This is a genomic window from Butyrivibrio hungatei NK4A153, assembly GCF_000424465.1.
Lineage (GTDB): Bacteria > Bacillota > Clostridia > Lachnospirales > Lachnospiraceae > Butyrivibrio > Butyrivibrio hungatei_A.
Genome location: NZ_AUJY01000002.1, coordinates 70,071 through 94,416 on the forward strand (window position 1 = coordinate 70,071; position 24,346 = coordinate 94,416).

A 24,346-nucleotide genomic window follows, 5' to 3' on the forward strand; every position below is an offset into this window, starting at 1 on the left:
ATTAAGCGGTTACAATTAGTATAGAGAAATAGCCTGTTTTATCTGGTATTGCATCCACACCTGAATAAACAGTTTCATTTTGCATGCCGCAGTTTTCAATGAGATATGCAGTTTTTCCGTCATTTCTTATTGCGTATTTCAACTCTTTTAGTTTACTGCCGGCTTTCATGATTATAAGCGTTCCGTTAAAAGTTTTGTATTCGCCGGCTGTGATCATTACAGCTTCATCACCTTCGGCAATTGATAATCCAATTTTGGCGGCCGCAGCGCAAAAAGAAGGAATTCCGGTTATAATTTCGATGTTATAACCGGATTTTTTTACCGCATCGGAAATGTAGGAAAATGTCGAATAAAAACCGGGATCGCCTAAAGTAAGAAATGCTACGCTCTTGCCGGATCTTAGTTCTGCAATAATCTTCTCTGAGGCACTATTATGCGCATCCGTCAGGTTTTCTTTTTGCATCGGAAAATTAAGAGAAAGCGTTTTCTTCGATGCTTTATTGGGGCAGGCTTGCAAGGCTATTGTATATGCGATTCCCGGTTCATTATCTTTTGCAGGACAAGCAATCACATCTACTTTTTCTAATGTCTTAACAGCCTTTAATGTAAGCAGATCCGGATCTCCCGGGCCAACGCCTATTGCATATAACACTTCGCTCATCATAAACTCCTTTGCACTTTTATTAAAAAACAATTCGTTTTGCCATAAGCTACGATATATTATAATAAAGCATGGATTTATTACAATCAGTGCTTATTAAATTCGATTATATAAGGAACAGAGGAAAGATAAAATGAAAGAGGCATATTTTGCGGGCGGATGTTTTTGGTGCGTTACGCCGATTTACAAGATGTACGGAGTTGACAAGGTAATCTGTGGCTATGCGGGTGGAAGTGAAGAAAATCCAACGTATGAACAGGTAAAGCATCAGAAGACAGGTCATAGAGAAACAATCAAGCTTGTCTACGATCCTGAGAAAGTTTCGTTTGAAAAGTTGTTGGATATTTATTTTGCCAACGTTGATCCGTTCGACTCCGAAGGCCAGTTTATTGATAAAGGTTTTTCATATACTCTTGCGATTTTCTATAACGATGAAGATGAAAAGAATCTGGCAAGTATTAAACTCGAAGAGATTGAAAAGAACGCAGGTAAAGAGACGCATGTAGCTCTTTTGCCCTATAAGAATTTTTACGAGGCGGAAGAGTATCATCAGGATTACTATCTGAAGAACCCGGAGGCTTTTGAGAAAGAACTTATAGAGTCAGGAAGAAAAAAAGCTGAGTAAAGCGGCATGAGGGGGATATTTATGCGCATAGGAATAGTATCTGACACGCATGGATTTCTGAGACAGGAAGTTATTGAAGGATTACGCGGTGTGGATTACATAATTCATGCAGGAGATATAGATGATAAAAGCGTGATCGAGGGGCTGGAGAAAATTGCGCCGGTAACGGTTGTTAGAGGAAATGCGGATAAAGAGTGGGCAAAAGATATTCCTGAGAGTGCTACTTTGGATTATCTCGGTAATAAGATATTTGTGATTCACAACAAGGGTAAGATAACTCAGCTTCCGGCAGAAGTTTCTATAGTTATATACGGACATAGCCATAAATATAGCCTTGTTGAGAAGGAAGGCGTAGTCTGGTTTAACCCCGGATGCTGCGGAAAGCGCAGACCAGGACAAGAAATATCGTATGCGATTCTTGAGGTGAATGGACGTGAGGATTTTGAATTTAAGAAGATGGTTATTGCGACTTCGGGATCAACCACAGAATCCAAACTTCCCAAGAACATCGATAGGATTATTACCAAAGCAATGTCCATGACTGATAGCGGAAAGTCCTATCAGGAAATCGCAAAGAAACTTAAAATATCTGAAGAACTTGCAGAGAGTATCTGTCGAATGTACCTCACACATCCTGGAGTTGATGTGGCGGGAATCTTGCAGAGGATTTCATAGAAGCTTAATTTGACATTTATTATTGATATAGATACACTATAATTGTAGATATAGTGTATCTATATTTTTGGAGGAAAAAGATGGGTGCAATTTATACAGAGGCACAAAAAGAGGCCACACGAAGATATGTGAATTCTACCGATCAGATTAGGGTACGCACGGAAAAGGGAAATCTTGATTTCATTAAAGCTCATGCAAACGCCATGGGTGAAACTATGGGTGAATTTGTTAATAGAGCCATTTCAGAAGCAATATATAGAGACAGAGGAGAGTCTTTGATAGAGACTACTCATAGTGATGAGTATGATATTTCTGGAAAGCTACTTTTATCAAGTGATGATCATTATGAAATTGATTATATTGCTGATGGTGTTCGAATGATAAAAAAACTAGATTTTCAGAAGGATGTGCCAAGTAGTTTTATTTCAGATTATGCGTGGATGTCATTGGAAAATGAATATGAAAATGAATTGCTGGGCGGTGAATAAATATGGCTATGTATACCTTAATGCGAAAAAATGAAGAAATAATGATGCTTCAGATTGGTGAAGATGGAAATATTGTTAAGCTGGGTAAGAAAGAGAATACAGCTCTTTTGCCGTTGCAGAATAGAATCAATCCCAAGGGAATTATAGAATGGTGGCGTGATCGTGCTATTCCTATTAAGCAGGGTAAGATTGAAAAGATGCTTAGGGATAATGGAATTGAAACGAACGGATTATTTCTTACGCATAATTTAGGGCTTAGTCTTACTGACTATTATTGGATAAGGCCTATTGGATCGGGACTTACATGGGAAAATGTAAATCTGTTTGATAATGATTTTAAGGAAAATTTATTACTTGGGAAAATTAACTATAATGATGATGAAGTTGATGAATATCAGCCAAATTCTTCTCTACAGGGAAATTTAGAAAAGACATGGATTATAGATGATGGTGTAAGGAAACTTGTAAAAGGGAATCATGATATTTATTCCAGCGAGAGTATAAATGAGGTTATTATAAGCGAAGCTATAAAAGCGCAGGGAAGAGAAGCTGTTCAGTACGAGCTCCTTCATATTGATGGAAAAAGCTATGATTATGGATGTATATCAGGACTTTTTACTTCTCAGAAAAAAGAACTTGTTTCTGCTTATGCGGTAATGACTAGTGAAATTAAACCAAATAATATTTCAGGGTATGAGCATCTGATAAATGTATGCGAAAAAAATGGTTTAGATAGGAATATAGTAAGAGAATATTTAGAGTTTGAAATCTTGATTGATTTTATATTCAGTAATCGCGATAGACATTTGACAAACATTTCAGTTTTGCGCGATGCCGATAATCTTAAGTTTATTTCTATGGCACCGATTTATGATAGTGGAAAAAGTATGTTGGCTGGACGAGACATAGTGACGGTTACTGATAAGTATGTACTGTCTCAAGATTCACAAGGGTTTAAGGAAAAAGAGTTGGAATTACTTAAGTATGTTCAGAATAGGAAATTAGTAGATGTTCATAAATTACCCAACGCTGAATATATAAAAGAAATGTATCACAAAGACTCACAGGTTAGTGAAGAAAGAATAGAATTTGTGGTTGAAATGTATAAAAGAAAAATCGATATGTATGAAAGGTTTGCGTCGGGAACTAATCTTAGTACGATAAGATTTTGAAAGCGCAGGTAGATTATGGGACGAATGGATAACAAACTCGCAATAGTAACCGGGGCAAATTCCGGTGTGGGAATGGCTACGGTGGAGGCGCTAAGTGACGAAGGTGCTAAGGTAATAATGCTGTGCAGGAGTGAAAAACGCGGCAAAGAAGCACTTCAGAAACTGAGCGAAAAAAAGGACAGACAGCTTGAACTCATGCTCTGCGATCTTGGGGATTATGATTCAATTCGTTCTTTTGTTTCCCGGGTAAAAGAAAAATATAAGAAGATAGACGTACTTGTAAATAATGCAGGTTTTATTTCTTTGGACAGACAAGAAACGAAGGAAGGGCTTGGCGCCATGGGCGCAAGTTTCTAATGCTTGACATTTTAGATTGTGTGCAATATAATTTTGTAAAAGCTCAAGCGGAATAAATGTTACAGATAAAGAGGTATGCGTCATGAATACAATTACACACGATTTTGTAATTGCACCCGGTGCTGGAATCAAAAAGAAAAGCGTCATCTATGTTATCATTCCTCCGCTGCTTTACGCTATTTATGCGGGGATTGGATATTGTTATCTGGTAATTGCAGAGAAGATTGAAAAAAATAATAGTTCAAACAAGTAAAAAGAAAGGCGCCTGCAATTAGTGGGTGTAAAGGTAAAAAAGATGGAATACAGATTTACAAATGAAAATTTTGATACAGAAGTTATGAACAGTGAAGTACCGGTACTTATCGATTTCTATGCGGATTGGTGCGGACCTTGCAAGATGATGGGACCTGTAGTTGAGGACCTTGCAAAAGAGTATGACGGCAAGGTGAAAGTAGGTAAGATTAATGTAGATGAGCAGCCGGAACTTGCGCAGAAATACGGAGTTATGAGCATTCCGTACTTTGCATTCATCAAGAACGGTGAGCTTGTTTCTGATGAGATGGGCGCCGTTCCCAAGGACAGACTTGCGGCTAAATTACAGGAAATGCTATAAGTACTCGGCAAAATATGATATAGTAACGGCACTTTCCCCGACAGTATGAAATATTCCGACGGCACATACGCAGATGCATACTGGATGATGAAAAAACTTAGACAAGGACATGCCTATAATACTTGAGCACCTCAGCACAGACGAAGAATACTACAAATACATGGATTACCTTAAGACAATTCTTGAGGGTATCTGACAAAAAAATATATGTTGAAAGTCGCACCAAAAATGAATATAATGTTGCATAAAGGTTAATATTTTTGTATGTAAAATCGATAAAAAGTGCGATGGCAGGCAGAAAATTTAAGACTTTAAGAGTCACTTTTTTAGTATTTTTAGGAAAGTGGCTCTTTTTTTGTGCGCTATTATTGGGAGATTAGGAATGGACAAACGACTTGCAGGGAAAATACAGCAGTATCCTGATGAGATAGCTAAGATACAGGACTCGCTTCAGGATATATTGAATAAGATATCCGGCTGTACCCAAACGGGCGACGATATGCAGTTAAGATTGCTTGTGCCGAGATTACGGTATCTTAAATCCATGATAGAGGCTCTAAAGGCCGATATGAATGACACACTATCAGGGATTGACGAATCGGATAGCGTAACGAAACAGGTGATAATGCAGCAGATATTGCTACTTGATGGCTTGCACGGGCAGCTTTCGGGGGTCGCGGATTCAATAAGCGTATCGCTTAAAGCGTTGGATGAATCAGGTAAACAGGTACTTATGGCAGAAATATTGAAGAGGTGTAGCGACCTACAGGTTGCAGCTAAGGAGCTTACATGAATAAAGATGTTTTACTGGATAAATTTAAAAAGAATGTAGTTAGATTTGGAATCGGAGCGACTATTTTCGTTGTCGCACTTGTTTTGAAGATAGTAGTCGGACTGTTTACGGACATACTTGTTGTCTACGCCGGAATACGTCTTTTCGGAGTGCTTTCGGCACTTACGACTATTCTTTTGATAGTGGGAATTGCCGCAGGTGCGGGTACACTGGCTATCCTCCTTAAATCGCGCGCTGAACTTAGGAAACTGGAATCGGTTGAGTCTGCCGATTCAAACGCAGGTCCTGTTTTGAAAGTGAAGGGAAAGCTTGATCCTGTTCAGATCAGGAACAGTCTGATCACAGAGGGTGATAAGTGGCTGAGCGTCGTTTCGCCGACTAATCCGAAGGAAGCAGAGGAGATGGACGTAGCGCTTAAGAGTGTAAAAGAGACTATGGCGCAGATGGATGATTACCAGCTCAGGCTAAAAAATCTTTTGGACAGCAACGGTGCGGATGCACTTAGGGACACAGAGGAAGTCCTTGACGGCGTTGAGCAGCATATCTGCAGAAATGTCAGAAAGCTTCTTAATATAATGACGGTTTCGAGCCCGAATACACAGAACGATCTTGATGTTGTTGAACTTACAGCTAAGAATTGTGCAGAAGATAACAACAGACTTTTACAGACTACAAAGGAGTTTATTGTTGCGGTAACTGAATTCCTCAACTCGCAGGGAGACAGTGGAAGTAGCATAAATGAGGTTGAAGTATATAAGAATGCTCTTACTACGCAGATAGAAGAGGGAGGAATTTATTCATGAAAAAGAAAGTTTTATCAATGTTGCTTGCCACGGCAATGGTTACAACATCGCTTGTTGGATGTAGCAACGGTCACAATGATGGTGTTGTGAGCAAACTTACCGAGGACGAGGCCAAAAAGGAACTTAAGTCTCTTATGACACAGGTTTCCGTTGATACCAATTCAAATCCTGTTCTGGATATCTACGCCGAAGATGTTTCTGAAGCAGACACTCTTGCAGATATCGATACTTTTCCGATCACTGTTACAGGTAACGGACAGATCAATATCGAGATTGCCGCTGCAACAGAGCTTTCAGCCGATGCTCCCGATAACTGGATAAATGAAGTTGCCGAGAAGTTTAATAAGGCAGGCTATGAGATAGACGGCAACAGCGTTTCTGTATCGGTTCGTAAGATCACATCAGGTGAAGTTGTAACATACATTACAGCAGGCGGCTATCAGCCTGACGTATTCATTCCCAGTAATGCCGCATGGGGCATGATGCTTGATGCTTCGGGATGCAGGACTGAGACAATTGCCGACCGTATAGCAGGCAATACTGCAGGTATCCTTATTAAAAAAGATGTTTTTGATACATTTAAGGAAAAGTACGGCGATGTTACCGTAGGAAATGTTCTTGCGGCAGCAAACGCAGGCGATATTACTTTTGCATATACCAATCCTTACACATCATCAACAGGACTTAACGTTCTTTGTGCGATGCTTGCATCATTTGATGCTTCAAATCCTCTTTCAGATACCGCTACAAATGCACTTATGGAGTATCAGAAGAAATCTCCTCCGGTTGCTTACACAACAGCGGTTCTCAGAAACCAGGCTGCAAAAGGCATCATAAATGCGATGGTAATGGAGAGACAGGCTTATTCAAACACTCCTGAGCTCAAGAATTACATTTATACTCCTGTTGGAATAAGACACGATCATCCTGTATATACTTTTGAGTGGACTAACGATCAGGAAAAGGCAGCAGCAAATATGTTTGTTGAGTTCTGCAAGAGCGCTGATATGCAGAAGCTCGCTACTGATAAGGGATTCAATCAGGATGACGATTATGCCGCTCAGGACACAGGAATGTCAGGTGCTGATTATATCGCTGCACAGAAAGTTTGGAAGCAGAACAAAAACGGTGGTAAGCCCATTGTAGCTGTATTCGTTGCAGACGTTTCGGGATCAATGGACGGTGAGCCTCTTAATTCACTTAAGCAGTCACTTATAAGTTCATCTTCATATATAAGTTCAGATCATCATATCGGACTTGTAAGCTATTCAAACGGAGTTTCTGTAAATCTTCCGATAGCTCAGTTTGATTCAACGCAGAGAGCATACTTCTCTGGTGAGGTAAAAAATCTTTCTGCAGGTGGCGGAACTGCAACATATGACGCGGTTCTTACAGGTATGCAGATGCTCGAGGATTATAAGGAGCAGGTTCCTGATGCAAAGCTTATGCTGTTTGTTCTTACAGACGGTGACCAGAATACGGGGTATTCATTGGAGCGTATCACAGATGTTGTCGGCGGACTTAAGATCCCTGTTTACAGCATTGCATACAACTATGACAATGTAAAAGATCTTGAGACACTTTCGGGTATCAACGAAGCGGCTCAGATCAAAGCTAACAGTGATGACGTTGTAAACCAGCTCAGAAACCTGTTTAATGTAAATCTGTAATAATGTGTTTTTATAATAAAACAATAATGTAATTATGTAATAATGAGGACTGTCGCCCATGGATTCAGTGGATTCGGGCGACAGTTTTTTTGTTCAATTTTGTTGAAAAAAATTTATATTTTTTAGTTGATAAATCATATTAAAATATGTAAAATATAAATACACACAGTTAATTATTGTGTAATCATTATAAGTATGATATAAGTGTACTTAAGGAGCAAAGGTTACTACAAGGTTAACTGCGGTGCTTTTACAGATAACGCTAAAAAGGAAAGAGTATTTGAGTGGGGATATGTTTACAAGGAGATAAAGTGAGGAATTATACAGAACATGAGCTGTTGAGATTGGCGAAGTGTTTTCACGATACGGAAAAAACATATCTTTTGGTGGATCCTTTACAGGGCAAGCATTTGCCGGTAAAACCATCTGATGCTATGGACATGCTTCGCTCATTCGGACAATTAGTGAGCGAAAAATATCCGGAGACAAGGCTTGTGATAGGCTTTGCGGAAACTGCAACTGCTGTGGGGATGGCTGTTGCAGAAGAAATGCCGGATGATTGTATCTATATTCATACGACCAGAGACAATATTTTGCAGGAATCGGAATGGATCGAGTTCCAGGAGGAAAAGAGTCATGTTACCGATCAAAGGCTGCTTGCTTCACATCTGGAGAAATGGTTTGCGAATACAGAGACTATCGTATTTGTTGATGATGAGATCTCAACTGATGAACCAATAATCAACTACATAGAACAGTTAAAGAAGAAATATCCGGAAATCGGTAAAAAGAAGCTGGTCGTGGCATCGATCATTGACCGTGCGACAAAAGAAGAAAACGAAAAGATGAAAGCAGACGGCATAGAAGTTATTTCACTTATTAAGCCGGATGATACCGATTTTTCCAAGGATGTGGAAAAATACGACATATGCGAAGCGGATGAAATAAATGAGAAAATAGGCGTGGGAAGATATGAGAGTCTGAGTTCACGCGTAAATCTTATGAATCCGAGACTTGGGGTAAATACAAGGGAATATGTGGAAAACTGCAAGATGTTTGCATATGATTATGTGATCCAGGAGAAATTGGCAGAAGAATGTGATTGCAGCAGTATCCTGATACTCGGAACGGAAGAGTGCATGTATCCTGCAATAGTTCTTGGCGAGATAATCGAGAGGAATACAAAGGCCAACGTTTATACCTATTCTACAACCCGCAGTCCTATAGGAATCTGCAGGGCGGATGGATATCCGATAAAAAGCGGTTATAGGATAAAGAGCTTTTATGCCAATGATAGGAAAAGCTACATATATAATCTCAAGAAATATGACATGGTAATTGTTGTTACTGACAGCGAACGTGATTCTTTTTGCGAAAGACACAGCCTTATAGAGGCTCTTTTCAAAGAAAGAAACGAAAAAGTTGTTCTGTATCGGGGATAAGCTTTTGGCTTAAAACAAATGAATATGAAATATTTAAGGGGCTGTCATCTGACAGCCCCCGTTTTATTGGTGGAAACTCAATCAATTGCATATACTAAAGGAGAGTTCTGAGAACCTGCATGGCTTGTAGCCCATGCTTTGGCATCTGCTGCGTTTCTTGCTCTGTAACCGTAGTTGGATGAAGGTCTCCAGTTACAGCCTCCGATGCTGAGTCTTGATACGTCTGAAGAAAGAACAGAACCCTGGTCTGTGAAGTTTCCTCTGTCCATATCATTTACAACACCGCCTGAATCTCTTCCTTTATCAAAGAAGTTATTCTCTGAGAAGATATTACAATTGGTATAAGGTGTATATCCTATATTAAAGTTGTAGACAAAGTTATTATAGCAATGGAAATAACCGTATCTCATAAGTCCCGGTGCTCTGGTCTGAGTACCGTTGAAGTAGCTGTTGCATATAGTCATGCAAGGATATCCGTTATATGTAGGAGCGCCGTTCTCTTCGGGATAACCAAGGATAAGACCGTATTTATGTCCGCCGAAGTAGCAGCCTGTAACTGATACGAAGTTTGCTTTAAGTCCTACATAGAGGAACTTGTCTTTGTCATTTCCGTGAATATTTCCGTCTTTTGCCATGTCATGGCCTGTCCATGAGCAGTGGTCGAGCCAGAAATTATTTCCGTCTGTAATGTACATTTGAATATCGTCGTTATCGTTGATGTTTACAGAGTGCGCGAAAGTAATGTTCTTATATATATTGTTTCCTGAAGCGGATATGTTTCTAAAGTGTATGTTGTTAAGCGTATGTGCGCCGTAAGATCCGATAAAGGTCTTATTTGCTCCAACCGATACTTTTGTAAGTGAGTTTGCCGATATGTCACCGGTTATTACGATTGTGCATGGATTAGAGCCCTGAGCACAACGCTGTAAATCTGAGAGGTTGTTTACTTTTACAACCTGTCCGAGAACACCACCCGTTACGGATGCTTTTTCTCTTTTGCTCATATCAAGACTGTATCCCGCAAAGCCCTCTGCACCGTATGAATTAAGTCTGAAGCACTGCGCTGCAGATCCGTTAAAAGAGCTAAGGGTATAGTTGTTTCCTGAAAGAGTAAGCGCAAGTGAGTTGTTGGTCTTACTTACGATCTTGTAGTTAAGAGGAATACCGTTTGCGTCAGCTTTTACGGAAGCTATGGTCCAGCACTGAGCATTATCATTAGAAGAAGCAGGTGCCGTGGACACTGCGTTGTTTGCCTGAGTAAGGCATGTTCCGTCTGCTACATTTATAATTCTGAATGAATCGTTACTTATATAATCAATGACCCATCTTGTGTTTGCTGAAGATGAATTACTTGTTGTAACCGAGCCGCCGTTTGCAGTTACGTACTTTCCGTCAGAGCAGTTCTGGAATTGCATCTGCTGCTGAGGATATGTTGAATCAAGCTTTGCTGAAGCAGTGTTTGAGCTGTTGCCGCTTGGCTGCGGATTAGCAGGCTGCGGATCTGCGGGTTGGTTATTATTGTTGTTGCTATTGTTATTCCACCATTGATTCCATGTATTGTTTCCGGAATTGCTGTTATTACTTCTTTTGTTTTTGGAAGAATTGCCGCCGGAAGGCATATCAGTTTTTTCAAAGTACCAGATCTGATTGCTCTGCTTTAAGTTTCTGTACTGCTGTACATTTGCGCCCGATGAAGTGCTCTTTCTGTTTACATCAAGTACGGATGCAAAGTTAGAAGCTTCTGTTGCTATATAGTAGCCCTTTTTGGAATCTGCCTCTACGAGCTTAAAGTTCTGTGCGGAAGCACCGTTGTTGGAATAAATCTGAACGTTGGTCGCATCCTTTGCCGAACCGTATGCTACATCAAGAGACATGCCGCCTGATGTATCTGTTGCGGGATGCAAGCGATATGTTCCCAAGCTGTTTTCCTCTAAGATCCATTTCTGACCGGGAGAGCCTGTTCCCTTAGACTGCACTACGTTAGCGGCATTTGTTGCGGAATCGTTCTCAACTGTTAGATATAATCCGCTATTTTTGCTCTTAAGATAGTAAACACTGCCTGATTCGGGCGTTATAGCCTCGGCGTGAGCCGTAATTGGCGGTATTATATACAATGAACAAGCGAACATTGCTACACCTGTTAAGAGTGAGCCGATGCGCTTTGATAATTTGACCATACCTTTTCTTCCTCCGTTTATTGCAAATTGGCGGTATTCGCCTTTATACAGATATTTATAGCAGTAGATATGTTAAAAAGCAAGTAACAAATATGGCCATATGATGCAAATAATCTGACATCTTATATATTTATACCAGAAGTATAATGACAGTTTTTTGAAATGGTGCTATCATACATTCATAAGCTACAAACGGGGCTTGCAAAAAGGCTCTGGGAAAGGAAAAAGAATTAAAGTGACAACATTCAATAGCATGTTCTGCAAAAAAAATATGAAATCCTTTAAAAAATCATCATTCGTTAAACGATTCGAGTGGGGATTTTCTTTTGTGCGTTCATATAAGACAAAGCAGATGCTGGAAGATGTTGGTTTAGCAGAGATTCAATAAAGAATCAAAGCATATAGATAAACATAAAAGCAAACCGCTTGCCTTGTATGAAGGCAAGCGGTTTTTTGTGTAGAGCACTTAACGAGGTGTTACCGAGTTTAGTGCGAACCATACGAGTTCATTTGGCGAGGTTCTTTCGAGCCTGGTGAAGCTTGTAATTCCTTATACGAGTGCGAAACCGGTAATCGCACCTGACGTAAAGTCAGCGGCAGAAATGCATGTGGGTTCGAATCCCTCCTCGTGTACTGTTCAATGATTTTGTTGAACAATATAGTTTTTGGAAAATGATCCGTAGTGAAAGGAGACTATAGTAAAATCTTTTGTTTTAAGGATAGTCAAAGACGAGATAGCTAAATAGACAAGACGGATATGTGATTATCCTGCGACAGAGGTTATACGACCGAAATTATGACCGGCGTTCGGTCCGGTAGAGGTTGAGCCATAGGAACCACATATAATTCTTACAGGTAGACAGTTCTTTAGTTGGCTGCACCGATATCGGATTCGGAACGTATTTATATAAAACCAAACGATCAGACTATACGTGTAAATGGGACAGGGTGAAGAGAAGAGGCGTTTAATGAACTTGATTGCTGGTTTGGTATAACGGAAATGAATTCGGGTTTAAGCTTTTTGATGCACATAATTATATTGAGACAGGTGGAGTTGTAACGGAAGGGGCGCAAAACAGCAGCCCATTGTAGAGAGAAAGTGCTGATTCTAAATAGATTTTTGTTGAGGAAAGCTTAGAGATCATCTAAAAACAGAATTGTAAAGAAAATACATTGAACAGAGAAACCTATGACATACAAGGGGCTAGGAGGACATAAAAATATGTACTCAGAGAAACTGTAAAACATAATCCATTGACATAATAATACTCATTTTAAATACATAAAGGCATCGCGTCAAGGAGAAACCATCTCTTTGGCGGATGCCGGAATAGGAGGACGAGATGATAACAATGCCTTCCATAGATATGGCGGCTACAGGTAGAAATATTGTAAGGATGAGAAAGGCAGCTGGATTGACTGTTAAAGAATTGCAGCACATTTTTGGTTTTGCAACTCCACAGGCAATCTACAAATGGCAGCATGGAACAACAATGCCTACCATTGACAACCTTATTGCTCTTGCAATGATCTTTCAAGTATCTATGGAAGACATCATTGTTTTGGATACAGGTGCAAGAGCACGTATCTGTGCTTGAAAAAGCATGATCGTCTCAGACATAAATGCAGGGGATGTTCCGCATGTTTTGCGTAGATTCGCAGGAAAACGGTGACATCCCTTGTTTTCTTTTATTTAGAAAGGTAGCCATATTAATGATCTTCGGAAAATCTTTTTTCTTTTATATTGTTTTTGGCCTTATATGGGCTGCAATCGGGATTTTCTTGTTTCCATATCTGATAGTCAGAGTAATCTGGAATCTTATTATCAAGAACCTGATCTGGACATTTGTTTCCATGTTTATGACAAATAGAGAATTGAGCGGTGAATAAAATAAAAGGAGACGGCCATTGATATTGATGCGACCGTCTCCTTTTGGTTATGCAGAGCCATGTTGATTTATGATTTGAAGAACTTTATTTCTTCATTGAGCTGTTCGGCGATATCTTTCAGGTTGTCGGCTGAGCATGCAAGAGTAGTAACTGTAGCGGAAAGTTCCTGCATGGATGCTCCCGTCTCCTGTGAAGAAGCGGCGTTTTCTTCAGAGATGGCTGAAAGAGCACTCATAGTGTCGACTACGGCATTCTTGGATGAAGCACAGGTGTCGGCACCGTTTGAAATATCTTTTACTCCGCCTACGGTACTTCCTATGTCCTGAAGCATTCCGTTTACGGCATCAAGTGTTTCTCCGATAGCAATCTGTTGCTCGTTATTTCCGTTCTTTACATCTTCTGCAGCAGAAACGGCAGCTTTACTCTGCTCAAGAAGTGTGCTCATTTCTTTCATGATATCATCAGCCATTGCCTTGGAATCGTCGGCAAGTTTTCCGATTTCTTCCGCAACAACCGCAAATCCTTTTCCGGCTTCTCCTGCTCTTGCAGCCTCAATAGAAGCGTTGAGTGAAAGGAGATTGGTCTGCGTTGCGATCGATGTGATTCCTTCAACTTTTTCACTGATATTATCAACAGCTTCCTGAGTTGCCTGAATGGTCTTAGCAATATCATCTATCTTAGATGTCATCTCAACGGATGAAGTCTGAAGAGATGTAAGTGATTTACTTGATACTTCGGATGCTTCTTTCATCTTACCTGCAAGGTCAGAAAGATTACCGGTAGATGTCTGTACTTCAGTTACCGCGTCACCGATGAGACTTACATTTTCGGAAGCACTCTGAATCTCATCCGCCTGCTGTGTAGCTCCCGAAGCAATTTCCTGAACTGCGTTTGAAACATCTTCCGCTGTCTGAGAAATCTGGTTGGCCATATCGGACAGCTCTTCCGATGATACTCCTACGCTGGATGCAGATTCTTTTATATGGCTTACTATATCGTCAAGAGTTCCGATGACGGAGTTGGTAGCTTTGGAAATGGTTCCGAATTCGTCATTTCTCTTATCGAACTTGTCAACCTTCACAAATCTTCCGTCAGCGAGAGCTCCGAGTGATTCGTTAACTGCAGCGATGGGATCGGTAAAGCTCTTTGCCATCATAAGTGAAATAACTGTAGCGACAATAAGGAGAATTATTCCGATTATTATAACGGTGAGTGCTGAGCGAATTGCAGGTCCCATTATCTCTGCGTTTGTCTCGGAAACCGCGACCACGAAGCCTGTTGCAGGCTCTTTTATCCATGCCGTATATGTGGGCTTGCCGTCAATCACACTGTTAAAAATGTTGCTTGTAAGAGAAGAAGTCATGTATTCTTCATCAGTATGTACTATGGGCTCATCCTCAGGAGATATCTCAAACTGCGAATGTGCGGCTACAGTTCCGGCTTTATCTAGGATATATCCGTTTTTAACGTTGTCTGCAAGGAATTCGTGCAATACGTTAAGATCAAAGCTTCGCTGCAAAGAACCGATCATTTCACCTGTTGCCGGATCTAAGACAGGAACAATGATGATAACTATTCTGTTTCCGGCTGCTTTACTTACGACAATCTCTGATACAGCGATGGCTTTGTTAGCCCAACATTCCTGGAAATATGCTCTGTCAGCTATATTTGTGTGTTCTTTACGGTCGGTTCTAAGAAGCTGATCACCGGTGGAAATAGAAAGAATGCAGTTAGTATTGCCATCATTGATGTTCGTATTGATGGCATCCATCTGTGCCATGATAAGCTCGCTTTTTTTCTCAGCACCGCTCATATTAAAAGTTTTAAGATAATCAACGGTACTTTGCGCTGAAGCACAGGTCTGGAGTGCTATTACATTCTGCTGGACAATTGTTGCAAATTTACCTTCAACCACTTTTGCATCAGAAGTAAGAAGGTTTAAGGCATCATTCTTTGCCTTGGTTGTGGAAGTCTGGTAGCTTACGATTACGGCAATTGTGAGAGGAACTGCTGCAACTGCCAGTAAGATTGCGACCAGTTTTGTCTTGATGCTGTCTTTGAAACTGATGTTACTGCTTGCATTTTTGCTACTAACATTAGATTTCGCCGCCATAGATACCTCCTTGAAGAAATCAAGAAAACTTTTTTATATCAATAGGGAATTGCTTTCCTATGATATAAAAAACGCTCCGCTATGGATGTTGATAGTAAATTACTATTAAATAAATGAAAAAAAAGAAATAATCTCAATAAAGGGGTCAATTTCAATTTTACAATGAAAATAAACAAAATAATGCATATTTATAGACTTTTTATCAAATTTTTAGAAACCTTATTGACGTAAAAAGAAGTTAGTATTTATATTAAGTAAATTGGCATTATAAGGAGCGACAATATGATTATAAAAAATGAGATACCTATACTTGAATATGATGACAGTTCGTTGGAAGTTATTACGCCGAATCATGGTAATGAGGACTTAAAGCTTCCGGAGAAGTGCTTGTTTGCTTTCCTTGGGGATGTTGTACATAATTATGCAAAAGAGCATGATGCGGAAATTGCAAATGAATACATCACCGTCTCACATAACGTGAACGTTTATATATTGCATGAGGAAGAAGAGGATATTTGCCTTGTCCAGCCGACAATTGGCGCTCCTGCCGCAACGGGGCTGATGGATTTTCTTGTTAATTGCGGGTGTAAAAAAGTAATCGCGGTCGGTTCATGCGGAGTTTTGGCTGATATACCCGAGAATGCGTTTCTTGTTCCGACAAGAGCACTTCGCGGCGAAGGCACATCGTATCAGTATCTGCCTGCTTCAAGATATATAGAGCTTGATGAAGAGCCGATATCAGTTATCGAGAACTGCTTCAAATCCCACAACCTTCCTTTTGTGACCTGCACAACCTGGTCTACCGACGGCTTTTTCAGGGAGACAAAAGATATGGTGAAGTACCGCTTGGAAGAAGGCTGTTCTGTAGTCGAGATGGAGTGCTCGGCGCTCGCGGCCTGCTGCAGAAAGCGTGGAGCAAAGTTTGGACAGTTCCTGTTTACCGCAGATTCACTTGCAAATGTGCATGAATACGATCTTCGCGATTTCGGAATGGATTCGCACGAGAAAGCTCTTTTGCTGGGACTGGACATATTAAGAAGTTACAAGTGAGGAAAAGAAATGAATATACAGATATTTGGAACAAAAAAGTGTAACGACACCAAGAAAGCCGAGCGATTCTTCAAGGAACGCGGTATAAAAATACAGTTCATAGACATGAAAGAAAAGGGCATGAGTAAGGGAGAACTCACATCGGTCGCAAGCGCCAACGGCGGAATCATGGGAATGATCAATCCCGATGCAAAAGATAAAGACGCCGTCGCGCTCATGCAGTACATAGCGGATGAAGACAAGCTCGAGAAGCTGCTTGAGAACCAGCACATAATCAAGACTCCTGTAGTTAGAAACGGTAAGCAGTCTACACTAGGATATCAGCCTGATGTGTGGAAAAAATGGGAGTGAATGAAGTGTGTCAAAAATAAAATGGAACTCTATTGACGCGAAAAAGTATTAGAATCTATTATGGTAGTTGCAACGCTATATTTAAGGAGAGTACCAAAATGAGACCAACACACACAGAAAAAGAAAATGCAATGAGGGAAAAGATAATCCCTGAATTATATGCAAACGAATACAATAAATTTATAGGTTTTGAAATATTGGAATTAAGCTCAACATACAGTAAAGCCAGAATCAAAGCTGATTCAAGATTGCACAACACATACGGAAGCATCCATGGTGGAGCACTTCTTTCATTTGTCGATGCAATGGCGGGAGCAACAGGAAGCATGAGCGGACATTATGTTACGACCGTCTCAGCGAATCTGAACTTCTTACTTCCTGCAGTAAACACTGAGTATATCTACTGCGAGTGCATGAAGCTTAAGACAGGTAAGCACATCCTTGTATTCGATATCAGAGTTACCGATGATAACGGAAATCTTCTGGATAGTGGAGAATTTTCATTCTTTGCAAGCAAAGTTCCGGTACTTGGTGACAATCTTAAATTCTGATAAGGGTTAACTGATTATGGAATTGATCGTAAAACATTTCAATGAGCTTAGCACACGCGAGCTCTATGAAATATTGAAAACCAGATTCGAGATATTCGTAACCGAGCAGGAGTGCATATACCAAGACCTTGACGATAAAGATCAGGACGCGATTCATGTCTTTTGCATAAATGACAGTGGTCGTGTGGCCGGATGCCTTAGAGTATTCTGGAATGACAAAGCATCCGGCATTGCACAGATTGGAAGGGTTGTGACGCTTGAACACGGCAAAGGAATAGGCCGAGAGATTCTTCATAAGGGCGTAGAGATAGCGACAGAACAGCTTGGCGCAAAAAAGATATATCTTGAAGCTCAGGAGTATGCCATTGGCTACTACGCTAAAGAAGGCTTTGAAGTTGTATCAGATGTCTTTATGGAGGACGGGATTCCTCATGTGAAGATGGAACGAGCCACAAAATAACTTGATAATGAAGCATGTATGCCCCTATCAAAAAGATAAATTTGGCGGCGCCGGAACTGCAGAATTCGTGTACAAGGCCATAAAGAAATATTGCGGCAAGTAAAAATGACGACTTTTATCTTTATCTCAATAATAAACAGAGATAAAGATAAAAGTCGGTTTGACTTTCATCTTTATCTTCATTAAAATCATAGATAAAGATAAAAGTCGTTCAGGAGGCCGTTATGGAAAATCTTATAGGACGTGAAAATGAGATAAAGCGCTTGGATAGAGCAATGTCTGAAAAAGAAGCACAATTGATAGTAGTATATGGTAGAAGAAGGGTTGGAAAAACTTTCCTTATAAATGAGTACTATGATAATTCCTTTGCGTTTAAGTTCACAGGATCAGAAAATCAAAAAAACAGAGAACAATTAAAGAATTTCATTCTTGAATTAAATAATACGTCGCATACAAAGTATGATGATCCAAAGGATTGGACAGAGGCTTTTTTTGCGCTTAGAAATTATCTTGAGTCTTTAGATTCAAAGAAAAAGCAAGTGGTTTTCTTTGATGAGCTTCCATGGATGGACAAAATTAACTCCGGATTTTTGGATGCATTTGAATGGTTCTGGAATTCATGGGGATCAACCAGAAAGAACCTGGTATTTATTGTATGTGGTTCGGCAACATCATGGATGGTTGATAAATTGGATGAGAATAGAGGTGGCTTATTCAATAGACAAACGTGCAGATTATTCTTGGAACCTTTTGATCTTAGGCATACGGAGATGTATCTTAATTCTCGAAATATCTTTTGGTCAAAATATGATATTGTACAGGTCTATATGATAATGGGAGGCATTCCGTTTTATTTAAGGCTTTTAGACAGTGAAAAGACTTTAAATGAAAATATTGATAGCATATTCTTTGGAAAAAGAGCTGAATTATGGAATGAGTTTGAGCATCTGTATCATACTTTGTTTTCGAATAGTGATCAGTATATAAAGGTTGCGACAGCTTTAAGCGAGAAGAGGAGTGGCCTTTCCAGAGAGGAACTGGTTAAGAAAACAGGGTTATCATCAAACGGCGTGTTGACAAAGATGCTGTCGAATCTTGAAAAATGTGGTTTTATAAGAGTAAATAGGATGTATGGAAATAAAAAACGAGGGATGCGTTATCAGTTATCGGACTATTACTCATTGTTTTATTTCAAATTTATTCGGGATAATTACGGCAAAGATGAGCATTTTTGGAGTAATATGAACGATAATCCTGCAAGGCGCGCATGGTCGGGACTGACTTATGAACAGGTATGCAAAGATCATATTAATCAGATAAAGCAAACTCTGGGAATATCAGGTGTTCTTACAGAAGTATCAACGTGGGATAAACAAGGTGATAATAACGAAAACGGAGCACAGATTGATCTGATTATAGAAAGGCGTGACAGGGTAATAAATCTGTGTGAGATTAAGTTTGCAGGGCGTGAATATGAGATAGACAAAACGTATGACCTTGCGCTAAAAAATAAGGTTGAAGTTTTCAGAAAAGCTACTAAAAACACTAACACAATAATAGTTACCATGATTACTACGTATGGTGTGAAAAAGAATATGTACAGTAATTATATTGGAAAAGAAGTGCTTATGGATGATTTATTCAATTAATGACAAGCGGAAAATTGTTCGTTACAATTGAAGTGCAATTAGGAAGCTGACAATTGAAGAGAGAGGGAGGTCGCATGAAGACGCTGATAGTTTACTACTCAATGGAAGGAAACACGCAGTACGTTGCAGACAAGGTAAAAGAAAAGGTAGATGCCGATACACTTCGCCTTGTGCCCAAGAAAGCCTATAACGACAAGGGTTTTGCAAAGTTCTTCTGGGGCGGAAAGAGTGCGCTCATGGCGGAAAAGCCTGAGCTTGAAGATTACAGTGTTGATTTTTCAAAGTATGACCGCATCATTTTTGGTTTCCCTGTGTGGGCAGGAACTTTCACACCGCCGATTCGTACTTTCGTCGAGGATAACAGAAAAAACCTCGCGGGAAAAAGATTCTGCGCTTATGCCTGCATGGCCGGATCGGGCGGAGCAAAAGCTATAGGTAAACTTGCGAAGTTTCTTGAGATACCCGGCTTTGAAGCTACTTCAATTTTTATAGATCCCAAGGCAGCGCCAAACGCTGAGAAAGAGGCGCAGATCAACGGTTTTTGCGTGGCGCTCAATCAATAAAAATTAATTTATAATCTTTTAATTTCATTTTTGTTTTATTTGGTGACCCGAACATATATAATTGCAATTACATACTTCCCAGTCGCGTTTCGGTATGCAGTGTTCGAGCTTATGGACTGTACCGGGCGTAGGCAGGATAGGCCAACCTGATCATTATTTAACGTTGAAGTGATAGGGTAAGGCTGAGGTATAACGCAAAAGGAAAGAGTCAGGGAAAAATGCATTTCATATGCTGCAGGAGAGATCAGCATAAGAAGTGCATTTTTTCTATACTTTTTTTATTTTTAGGGAAAATATTTTTACATTCTTTTTATCCCGAGTTTGTTTCATTTGTCGGCGCTCATGATTATAATTGCAATTACATAATTTGTAGAAAGTGAGGAAATGCAATTGAGATGTTTGTGAAAAGAAATCTATCTGTGATAACAGCGTTTCTCGTGATTGCCGCAATGTTTGTAACGGGTGAGGTAAAGAGCAATGCTGCAGGCGCGGGAGCAAGTAGTGATACTACCGTGTATGTTACCAAGACAGGCGATTGTTATCATAGCTCAGGTTGTAACAGTCTTCGTAAGAGCTGCATTTCGATAACACTTCAGGAGGCGATAGACGATGGCTATAAACCATGCAGAAACTGCTACCCCGTAGCGCTTGATACGGTTCCGCTTACAAGTGAAGTTGAAGAAGAAATTGAAGCACTAAAGACCTACGAAGGAAACACCAAAGAATTCAACGCATACACTTACTACATGAACAATATTGATCTCCAGATCGAGATCGGCCCCGACGGTGATGCCCTTCTGGAGCACTTTATCGAACAGGGTAAGGAAGAGGAAAGAATCGCAAAAGAAGAAAAGAGAAGATAGGGTTCAAAAAATGCACCTCGCATGCTGCAGGAGAGACAGCGTTCGGGGTGCATTTCATATCTTTTTTTCAAGTGAATCCATAAGACATAGGCGCTGAGTTTTGTTTACATAGTCCCATGTATGGAAAGCTCCGCCCATACAATACTTGTTGCTTGAGCAGTTTGCGCATTTCTCGTTATCGCCGGATCTGTCATAACGAAAGGCTTTGAATTCGTTTTCCCAGATGTCGGAGAAACGCCTGTCATGTATGTTGCCCTGAATTATACCGGGCTGTGTTCTGTCTATATCAAGACAACCGTAAACGTCACCTGTCACAGTTATGCTGGCAACAGTAATGCCTGCCATGCAAAAGAAGTACCAGTCCCTTACTTCTCTTTCGTATTCAAGGCCTAAGTAGTGGCAGCAACCGTAGGTCACTGGCTCGTTATCGGCTCTTTTATCACGGATAAAGTTCAGAAGATTTCGTTGATCATCAGCGGTAAGAAGAAGCTCGGGATGATCAAGTGCTCTACCGATAGGCTCAATGCCCATGATACGCCAGCTGTCGATATCTATATCGGACATTATTTCGTAAAGAGGCTCTAATTCGCATATAGTTTGGTGATTAACGACGGTTGTCACCATGATCTCATCAAAGCAATCAAGATCTATGAGGTTCTGAATACCTTCCATGGCTCTTTTATACGCACCGTCAAGTCCCCTTATCTTATCATGCGTTTCGGGGAGTCCGTCGATACTGACAGATATGGTGTTCATGCCGCATCTTTGAAGCATCTTGGCAACTTCGGGAGTGATAAGAACCGCGTTGGAAGTCATTCCCCACTTAAAACCAAGTGAGTGGGCATAACCCATAACATCTTCAAAACCATGGTATAAAAGAGGCTCTCCGCCTGTAACATTTATTTGTGGAAGTCGGTTTTTAAAGTCCTCTTTTAACTGATCAAGGATATTTTTCCATTCCTGAGGATTCATTTCCTCTGCTTTTATATCACCACATCTTGAACCGCAGTGCCAACAGTGCTCGTTGCAGTTGAGAGTAAGTTCAAAGAAAAGCTGTTTGAGAACGGGCTTTTTAAAAAACTTTTTTCTCACGTCATACTGAAGATCAAGGTGTGACAGCTTCATTTTATTTTTATTCATATCAGATTTCCTAATACTATCAAACGGTTATTACTTTGCCTTAGGCGGTCCGTATACTACAGGTCCTTTTTCAAAATCAATATCAGGATTCTTGTCTTGCGCATCATCAGTTGGTTCAGCGGATTCAGGTGCTTCTGAAGTGTCAGCGGTTGCATTATCAATAGATGATTCTTCATCAACAACAGATGATTCATATGAGCTGTAGGTATCAGCATCTTCATAATGTTGCGGCGGACCATAAGCGCAAGCGGCGTTAAGTACCATGCTAGCGACACTTACTGATGTGGCGATCACTACTTTTTTTGTCCTTTTTTTCATAAGTAATGCCTCCAAATATATTAATAATATATTAATCTAAAAGGGAAAAATTATCAAATAAGGCAATTAATGTGGGTGTTATAGGATATGGATTCCAGGGTGATAAAAACGAAAATCACGTTGCAGACAGAATAAAAATAATGTATTATGTTATTGTGCAAATGGATAACAACGCAATATTTGTTTTTAAGAGGTAAAACATGAAAATATTAAGAATACGAGTGAACGGACTTCCGTTATATAAAGAGCCATTTGATGTTTCTTTCTATGCTGTTCAAAGAGTACAGAGCAAGCACATGGATTCTGTATATTATTTAGGGGGCAATATATATGTAAATACTGCTGAGGCATTTGCGGGAATAAATGCTTCCGGAAAAACAACAACATTGAAAGTAATTTCTTTTGTAAGTGCGCTTTTAGGAGCAGTGCCATTGAATTCGAGATTTGTTCCACAGATTTTAGAGGAGAATAAAAAGGCAGTATTTGATATTGATTTTTTTGCTGATAATAGAATTTTTCATCTTAAAAGTCAGATAATAAGAAGCAGGAATTCTGATGATAGAAATAATATCAAAATAGTATCTGAGGAATTATGGGAAAAAAGTATTACGAGTAAAGTGAATAAATCGAATTTGCTGTCTTACGATGGATTAGAGCCATCTAGAGTTCGTGATAATTCGGATGAGTATCTGCCAGATGATGTTAGCATTATGATTGCGGTTCGAAAGCAGGCAAATGATAATAGTATATTTGTTGATCTTGTAGGCCTTACCAATATTAATCTCTTCGTTCCTCGGAGGGGAGATGTTTTAAATGAGATTATTATGCTACTTGATCCTACAATTGAATATATTACAACTGAGAATGTAAATGATAAGATAATCACCAGATTGAAGTTTATTGATCAGGACGAACGAGTTCTTTCGGACCCAAGGGAAATTAATGTCTACCTTTCTTCTGGAACTGTTAAAGGCGTAAGAGTATTTACCGATGCTATAAGAGTACTGAAAAAAGGGGGATACTTACTTATTGATGAGGTTGAGAATCATTTTAATCGTGAATTGGTAACATCCTTGATTCGGTTGTTTTTAAATAAAAAAACTAATCCTAAGGGGGCGGTTATTATCTTTTCAACTCATTATCCTGAATTATTGGATGAGCTTAATAGAAATGATTCTGTGTTTATAACAAGAAGTGATAAAGGGCTTAGCGTTGATAATCTCAATTCACTTCTAGATAGAAATGATATGAAAAAGAGTGAGGTGTACCAGAGCAATTTTCTTGAAGGAACAGCGCCGAAATATAAGTCTTGGCTTGCTTTGCAGAAACGCATTATTAGTAGCTTGGAGGAATAAATGAAAGTAAAGATTTCAGAATCTAACCCTATAGCTTGTATCTGTGAAGGTGGAGCCGAAACAGCAATAATGGATATTCTTTTGGATAATGACTTGTTGATATTTAAAAGAGAACAGTTGTTGGAAGAAAGTGTATTGCCTCGAACATCTGTAAAAGAATTTGAACGTCGCTATTTGAGAATGGCATTTGATCAAAAGATTATTATACTTCGTGTCATTGATTCCAGAGGAGAGGAGTTTAATTTGAGTAAAGCATATCGTTGTCAGGTAGAAGTGATCAATGTGATTACAGCTCCTGAGATAGAAATGCTAATTATTGCAAGTCAGAAAAAGTATGATGAGTATAAACGCTCGGGAGTTAAGAAGCCAAGTGATTATTGTAAGAATGTGTTGGGAATAAAAAATGTAAAATCTCCTAAGTATATTAAAGAATACTTTTCGAATCCTAAATGCCTTGTTGATAGTATTAAAGAATATAATCGTGTTCATAAGCAAAAGAACAATGAGGCTTCACTTTATGATTTGTTAAAGGATAAATAGATACAATAAAAATACACCCCGGATGCT

The 24,346-nt window shown here is 39.6% G+C and carries 27 protein-coding genes and 1 tRNA gene; 23 read left to right on the forward strand and 5 right to left on the reverse strand.

All coding sequences use genetic code 11. The annotated features are described in order from the left end of the window. Position 1: 1 nt before the first annotated feature. The gene (gene cobI, locus G628_RS0103100; protein ID WP_027208424.1) at positions 2-661 is read right to left on the reverse strand and encodes a precorrin-2 C(20)-methyltransferase; all 660 of its coding nucleotides are present in this window, start codon (positions 659-661) and stop codon (positions 2-4) included. Positions 662-794: 133 nt separating this feature from the next. Here cobI and msrA point away from each other — a divergent pair, with 133 nt between their 5' ends. From msrA to G628_RS16265, 11 genes are all read left to right on the forward strand, one after another. Beyond that, on the forward strand, positions 795-1,286 hold the full coding sequence (msrA, locus tag G628_RS0103105; RefSeq protein WP_027208425.1) for a peptide-methionine (S)-S-oxide reductase MsrA: 492 nt from the start codon (positions 795-797) through the stop codon (positions 1,284-1,286). A gap of 21 nt (positions 1,287-1,307) precedes the next feature. Then, positions 1,308-1,961, forward strand: a complete 654-nt coding sequence (locus G628_RS18380) for a metallophosphoesterase family protein (protein ID WP_081670537.1) — start codon at positions 1,308-1,310, stop codon at positions 1,959-1,961. A gap of 80 nt (positions 1,962-2,041) precedes the next feature. Next, positions 2,042-2,449 (forward strand): hypothetical protein, encoded by a 408-nt coding sequence (locus G628_RS18835; protein WP_051198998.1) that lies wholly within the window; start codon positions 2,042-2,044, stop codon positions 2,447-2,449. Positions 2,450-2,451: 2 nt separating this feature from the next. Then, positions 2,452-3,621, forward strand: a complete 1,170-nt coding sequence (locus G628_RS0103120; protein ID WP_027208426.1) for a hypothetical protein — start codon at positions 2,452-2,454, stop codon at positions 3,619-3,621. Between the two features lie 24 nt (positions 3,622-3,645). Then, positions 3,646-3,978 (forward strand): SDR family NAD(P)-dependent oxidoreductase, encoded by a 333-nt coding sequence (locus tag G628_RS16260; RefSeq protein ID WP_196803697.1) that lies wholly within the window; start codon positions 3,646-3,648, stop codon positions 3,976-3,978. Positions 3,979-4,060: 82 nt separating this feature from the next. Beyond that, positions 4,061-4,231, forward strand: coding sequence for a hypothetical protein (locus tag G628_RS18650; RefSeq protein ID WP_155833758.1), 171 nt, complete (start codon positions 4,061-4,063; stop codon positions 4,229-4,231). Positions 4,232-4,273: 42 nt separating this feature from the next. Next, positions 4,274-4,591 (forward strand): thioredoxin, encoded by a 318-nt coding sequence (trxA, locus tag G628_RS0103135; protein WP_027208427.1) that lies wholly within the window; start codon positions 4,274-4,276, stop codon positions 4,589-4,591. A gap of 382 nt (positions 4,592-4,973) precedes the next feature. Continuing rightward, the gene (locus tag G628_RS0103140) at positions 4,974-5,384 is read left to right on the forward strand and encodes a hypothetical protein (RefSeq protein ID WP_026656037.1); all 411 of its coding nucleotides are present in this window, start codon (positions 4,974-4,976) and stop codon (positions 5,382-5,384) included. Further along, positions 5,381-6,187, forward strand: a complete 807-nt coding sequence (locus G628_RS0103145; protein WP_026656036.1) for a hypothetical protein — start codon at positions 5,381-5,383, stop codon at positions 6,185-6,187. Before G628_RS0103140 ends, G628_RS0103145 begins: the two co-directional genes overlap by 4 nt. Continuing rightward, entirely contained in the window at positions 6,184-7,857 is a 1,674-nt protein-coding gene (locus G628_RS0103150; protein ID WP_026667096.1) for a vWA domain-containing protein, read from the forward strand. Before G628_RS0103145 ends, G628_RS0103150 begins: the two co-directional genes overlap by 4 nt. Before the next feature lie 311 nt (positions 7,858-8,168). Beyond that, entirely contained in the window at positions 8,169-9,299 is a 1,131-nt protein-coding gene (locus G628_RS16265; RefSeq protein ID WP_051199000.1) for a phosphoribosyltransferase domain-containing protein, read from the forward strand. A gap of 77 nt (positions 9,300-9,376) precedes the next feature. Here the strand turns inward: G628_RS16265 and G628_RS17925 are convergent, their stop codons facing one another. After that, complete coding sequence (locus G628_RS17925) at positions 9,377-11,476, reverse strand: RICIN domain-containing protein (protein WP_051199001.1); 2,100 nt, start codon at positions 11,474-11,476, stop codon at positions 9,377-9,379. Between the two features lie 552 nt (positions 11,477-12,028). On the opposite strand from G628_RS17925, the gene G628_RS18655 reads away from it, so the two are divergent. The 3 genes from G628_RS18655 (at position 12,029) to G628_RS0103170 (ending at position 13,366) form a co-directional block, all read left to right on the forward strand. Continuing rightward, a tRNA-Leu gene (locus G628_RS18655) sits at positions 12,029-12,109 on the forward strand. A 710-nt stretch (positions 12,110-12,819) separates the two neighbouring features. After that, entirely contained in the window at positions 12,820-13,074 is a 255-nt protein-coding gene (locus G628_RS0103165; RefSeq protein WP_026656033.1) for a helix-turn-helix domain-containing protein, read from the forward strand. 43 nt (positions 13,075-13,117) lie between these two features. Further along, entirely contained in the window at positions 13,118-13,366 is a 249-nt protein-coding gene (locus tag G628_RS0103170; RefSeq protein WP_026667097.1) for a hypothetical protein, read from the forward strand. Positions 13,367-13,433: 67 nt separating this feature from the next. On the opposite strand, the gene G628_RS0103175 is transcribed toward G628_RS0103170, so the two are convergent. Continuing rightward, the gene (locus G628_RS0103175) at positions 13,434-15,479 is read right to left on the reverse strand and encodes a methyl-accepting chemotaxis protein (protein ID WP_027208429.1); all 2,046 of its coding nucleotides are present in this window, start codon (positions 15,477-15,479) and stop codon (positions 13,434-13,436) included. 282 nt (positions 15,480-15,761) lie between these two features. On the opposite strand from G628_RS0103175, the gene G628_RS0103180 reads away from it, so the two are divergent. The 7 genes from G628_RS0103180 to G628_RS17930 all read left to right on the forward strand — a co-directional run bounded on the left by G628_RS0103180 (position 15,762) and on the right by G628_RS17930 (position 20,966). Next, positions 15,762-16,529 carry a nucleoside phosphorylase gene (locus tag G628_RS0103180; protein WP_026667099.1) on the forward strand — a complete coding sequence of 256 codons (768 nt, stop codon included), beginning with the start codon at positions 15,762-15,764 and terminating at the stop codon, positions 16,527-16,529. Positions 16,530-16,538: 9 nt separating this feature from the next. Next, positions 16,539-16,880 (forward strand): arsenate reductase family protein, encoded by a 342-nt coding sequence (locus G628_RS0103185; RefSeq protein WP_027208430.1) that lies wholly within the window; start codon positions 16,539-16,541, stop codon positions 16,878-16,880. A 98-nt stretch (positions 16,881-16,978) separates the two neighbouring features. Continuing rightward, positions 16,979-17,431 carry a PaaI family thioesterase gene (locus G628_RS0103190; protein WP_026656027.1) on the forward strand — a complete coding sequence of 151 codons (453 nt, stop codon included), beginning with the start codon at positions 16,979-16,981 and terminating at the stop codon, positions 17,429-17,431. A 16-nt stretch (positions 17,432-17,447) separates the two neighbouring features. After that, positions 17,448-17,891 carry a GNAT family N-acetyltransferase gene (locus tag G628_RS0103195; RefSeq protein WP_026667101.1) on the forward strand — a complete coding sequence of 148 codons (444 nt, stop codon included), beginning with the start codon at positions 17,448-17,450 and terminating at the stop codon, positions 17,889-17,891. A gap of 224 nt (positions 17,892-18,115) precedes the next feature. Next, entirely contained in the window at positions 18,116-19,540 is a 1,425-nt protein-coding gene (locus G628_RS0103200; RefSeq protein WP_026656026.1) for an AAA family ATPase, read from the forward strand. A 74-nt stretch (positions 19,541-19,614) separates the two neighbouring features. Further along, a complete protein-coding gene (locus G628_RS0103205; RefSeq protein ID WP_026656025.1) occupies positions 19,615-20,103 on the forward strand; it encodes a flavodoxin family protein in 489 nt (162 codons plus the stop codon). A gap of 401 nt (positions 20,104-20,504) precedes the next feature. Then, positions 20,505-20,966: a hypothetical protein gene (locus tag G628_RS17930; RefSeq protein WP_139233789.1), complete on the forward strand. Its 462-nt coding sequence runs from the start codon at positions 20,505-20,507 to the stop codon at positions 20,964-20,966. 54 nt (positions 20,967-21,020) lie between these two features. Here G628_RS17930 and G628_RS0103215 read toward each other — a convergent pair whose 3' ends face one another. Both G628_RS0103215 and G628_RS0103220 read right to left on the reverse strand, forming a co-directional pair. Next, positions 21,021-22,106 (reverse strand): radical SAM/SPASM domain-containing protein, encoded by a 1,086-nt coding sequence (locus tag G628_RS0103215; RefSeq protein ID WP_027208431.1) that lies wholly within the window; start codon positions 22,104-22,106, stop codon positions 21,021-21,023. Between the two features lie 30 nt (positions 22,107-22,136). Continuing rightward, positions 22,137-22,424: a hypothetical protein gene (locus G628_RS0103220; protein WP_027208432.1), complete on the reverse strand. Its 288-nt coding sequence runs from the start codon at positions 22,422-22,424 to the stop codon at positions 22,137-22,139. Between the two features lie 200 nt (positions 22,425-22,624). Here G628_RS0103220 and G628_RS0103230 point away from each other — a divergent pair, with 200 nt between their 5' ends. Together G628_RS0103230 and G628_RS0103235 are read left to right on the forward strand one after the other, a co-directional pair. Next, positions 22,625-23,779: an AAA family ATPase gene (locus G628_RS0103230; RefSeq protein ID WP_027208433.1), complete on the forward strand. Its 1,155-nt coding sequence runs from the start codon at positions 22,625-22,627 to the stop codon at positions 23,777-23,779. Next, positions 23,780-24,319: a hypothetical protein gene (locus G628_RS0103235; RefSeq protein ID WP_027208434.1), complete on the forward strand. Its 540-nt coding sequence runs from the start codon at positions 23,780-23,782 to the stop codon at positions 24,317-24,319. It abuts the gene before it with no gap. Positions 24,320-24,346: the final 27 nt, after the last annotated feature.

Coding starts and splice junctions, on each gene's coding strand:
- cobI (WP_027208424.1), bottom strand. CDS start 661: ATGAGCGAAGTGTTATATGCAATAGGCGTTGGCCCGGGAGATCCGGAT.
- msrA (WP_027208425.1), top strand. CDS start 795: ATGAAAGAGGCATATTTTGCGGGCGGATGTTTTTGGTGCGTTACGCCG.
- G628_RS18380 (WP_081670537.1), top strand. CDS start 1,308: ATGCGCATAGGAATAGTATCTGACACGCATGGATTTCTGAGACAGGAA.
- G628_RS18835 (WP_051198998.1), top strand. CDS start 2,042: ATGGGTGCAATTTATACAGAGGCACAAAAAGAGGCCACACGAAGATAT.
- G628_RS0103120 (WP_027208426.1), top strand. CDS start 2,452: ATGGCTATGTATACCTTAATGCGAAAAAATGAAGAAATAATGATGCTT.
- G628_RS16260 (WP_196803697.1), top strand. CDS start 3,646: ATGGATAACAAACTCGCAATAGTAACCGGGGCAAATTCCGGTGTGGGA.
- G628_RS18650 (WP_155833758.1), top strand. CDS start 4,061: ATGAATACAATTACACACGATTTTGTAATTGCACCCGGTGCTGGAATC.
- trxA (WP_027208427.1), top strand. CDS start 4,274: ATGGAATACAGATTTACAAATGAAAATTTTGATACAGAAGTTATGAAC.
- G628_RS0103140 (WP_026656037.1), top strand. CDS start 4,974: ATGGACAAACGACTTGCAGGGAAAATACAGCAGTATCCTGATGAGATA.
- G628_RS0103145 (WP_026656036.1), top strand. CDS start 5,381: ATGAATAAAGATGTTTTACTGGATAAATTTAAAAAGAATGTAGTTAGA.
- G628_RS0103150 (WP_026667096.1), top strand. CDS start 6,184: ATGAAAAAGAAAGTTTTATCAATGTTGCTTGCCACGGCAATGGTTACA.
- G628_RS17925 (WP_051199001.1), bottom strand. CDS start 11,476: ATGGTCAAATTATCAAAGCGCATCGGCTCACTCTTAACAGGTGTAGCA.
- G628_RS0103165 (WP_026656033.1), top strand. CDS start 12,820: ATGATAACAATGCCTTCCATAGATATGGCGGCTACAGGTAGAAATATT.
- G628_RS0103170 (WP_026667097.1), top strand. CDS start 13,118: ATGTTTTGCGTAGATTCGCAGGAAAACGGTGACATCCCTTGTTTTCTT.
- G628_RS0103175 (WP_027208429.1), bottom strand. CDS start 15,479: ATGGCGGCGAAATCTAATGTTAGTAGCAAAAATGCAAGCAGTAACATC.
- G628_RS0103180 (WP_026667099.1), top strand. CDS start 15,762: ATGATTATAAAAAATGAGATACCTATACTTGAATATGATGACAGTTCG.
- G628_RS0103185 (WP_027208430.1), top strand. CDS start 16,539: ATGAATATACAGATATTTGGAACAAAAAAGTGTAACGACACCAAGAAA.
- G628_RS0103190 (WP_026656027.1), top strand. CDS start 16,979: ATGAGACCAACACACACAGAAAAAGAAAATGCAATGAGGGAAAAGATA.
- G628_RS0103195 (WP_026667101.1), top strand. CDS start 17,448: ATGGAATTGATCGTAAAACATTTCAATGAGCTTAGCACACGCGAGCTC.
- G628_RS0103200 (WP_026656026.1), top strand. CDS start 18,116: ATGGAAAATCTTATAGGACGTGAAAATGAGATAAAGCGCTTGGATAGA.
- G628_RS0103205 (WP_026656025.1), top strand. CDS start 19,615: ATGAAGACGCTGATAGTTTACTACTCAATGGAAGGAAACACGCAGTAC.
- G628_RS0103215 (WP_027208431.1), bottom strand. CDS start 22,106: ATGAATAAAAATAAAATGAAGCTGTCACACCTTGATCTTCAGTATGAC.
- G628_RS0103220 (WP_027208432.1), bottom strand. CDS start 22,424: ATGAAAAAAAGGACAAAAAAAGTAGTGATCGCCACATCAGTAAGTGTC.
- G628_RS0103230 (WP_027208433.1), top strand. CDS start 22,625: ATGAAAATATTAAGAATACGAGTGAACGGACTTCCGTTATATAAAGAG.
- G628_RS0103235 (WP_027208434.1), top strand. CDS start 23,780: ATGAAAGTAAAGATTTCAGAATCTAACCCTATAGCTTGTATCTGTGAA.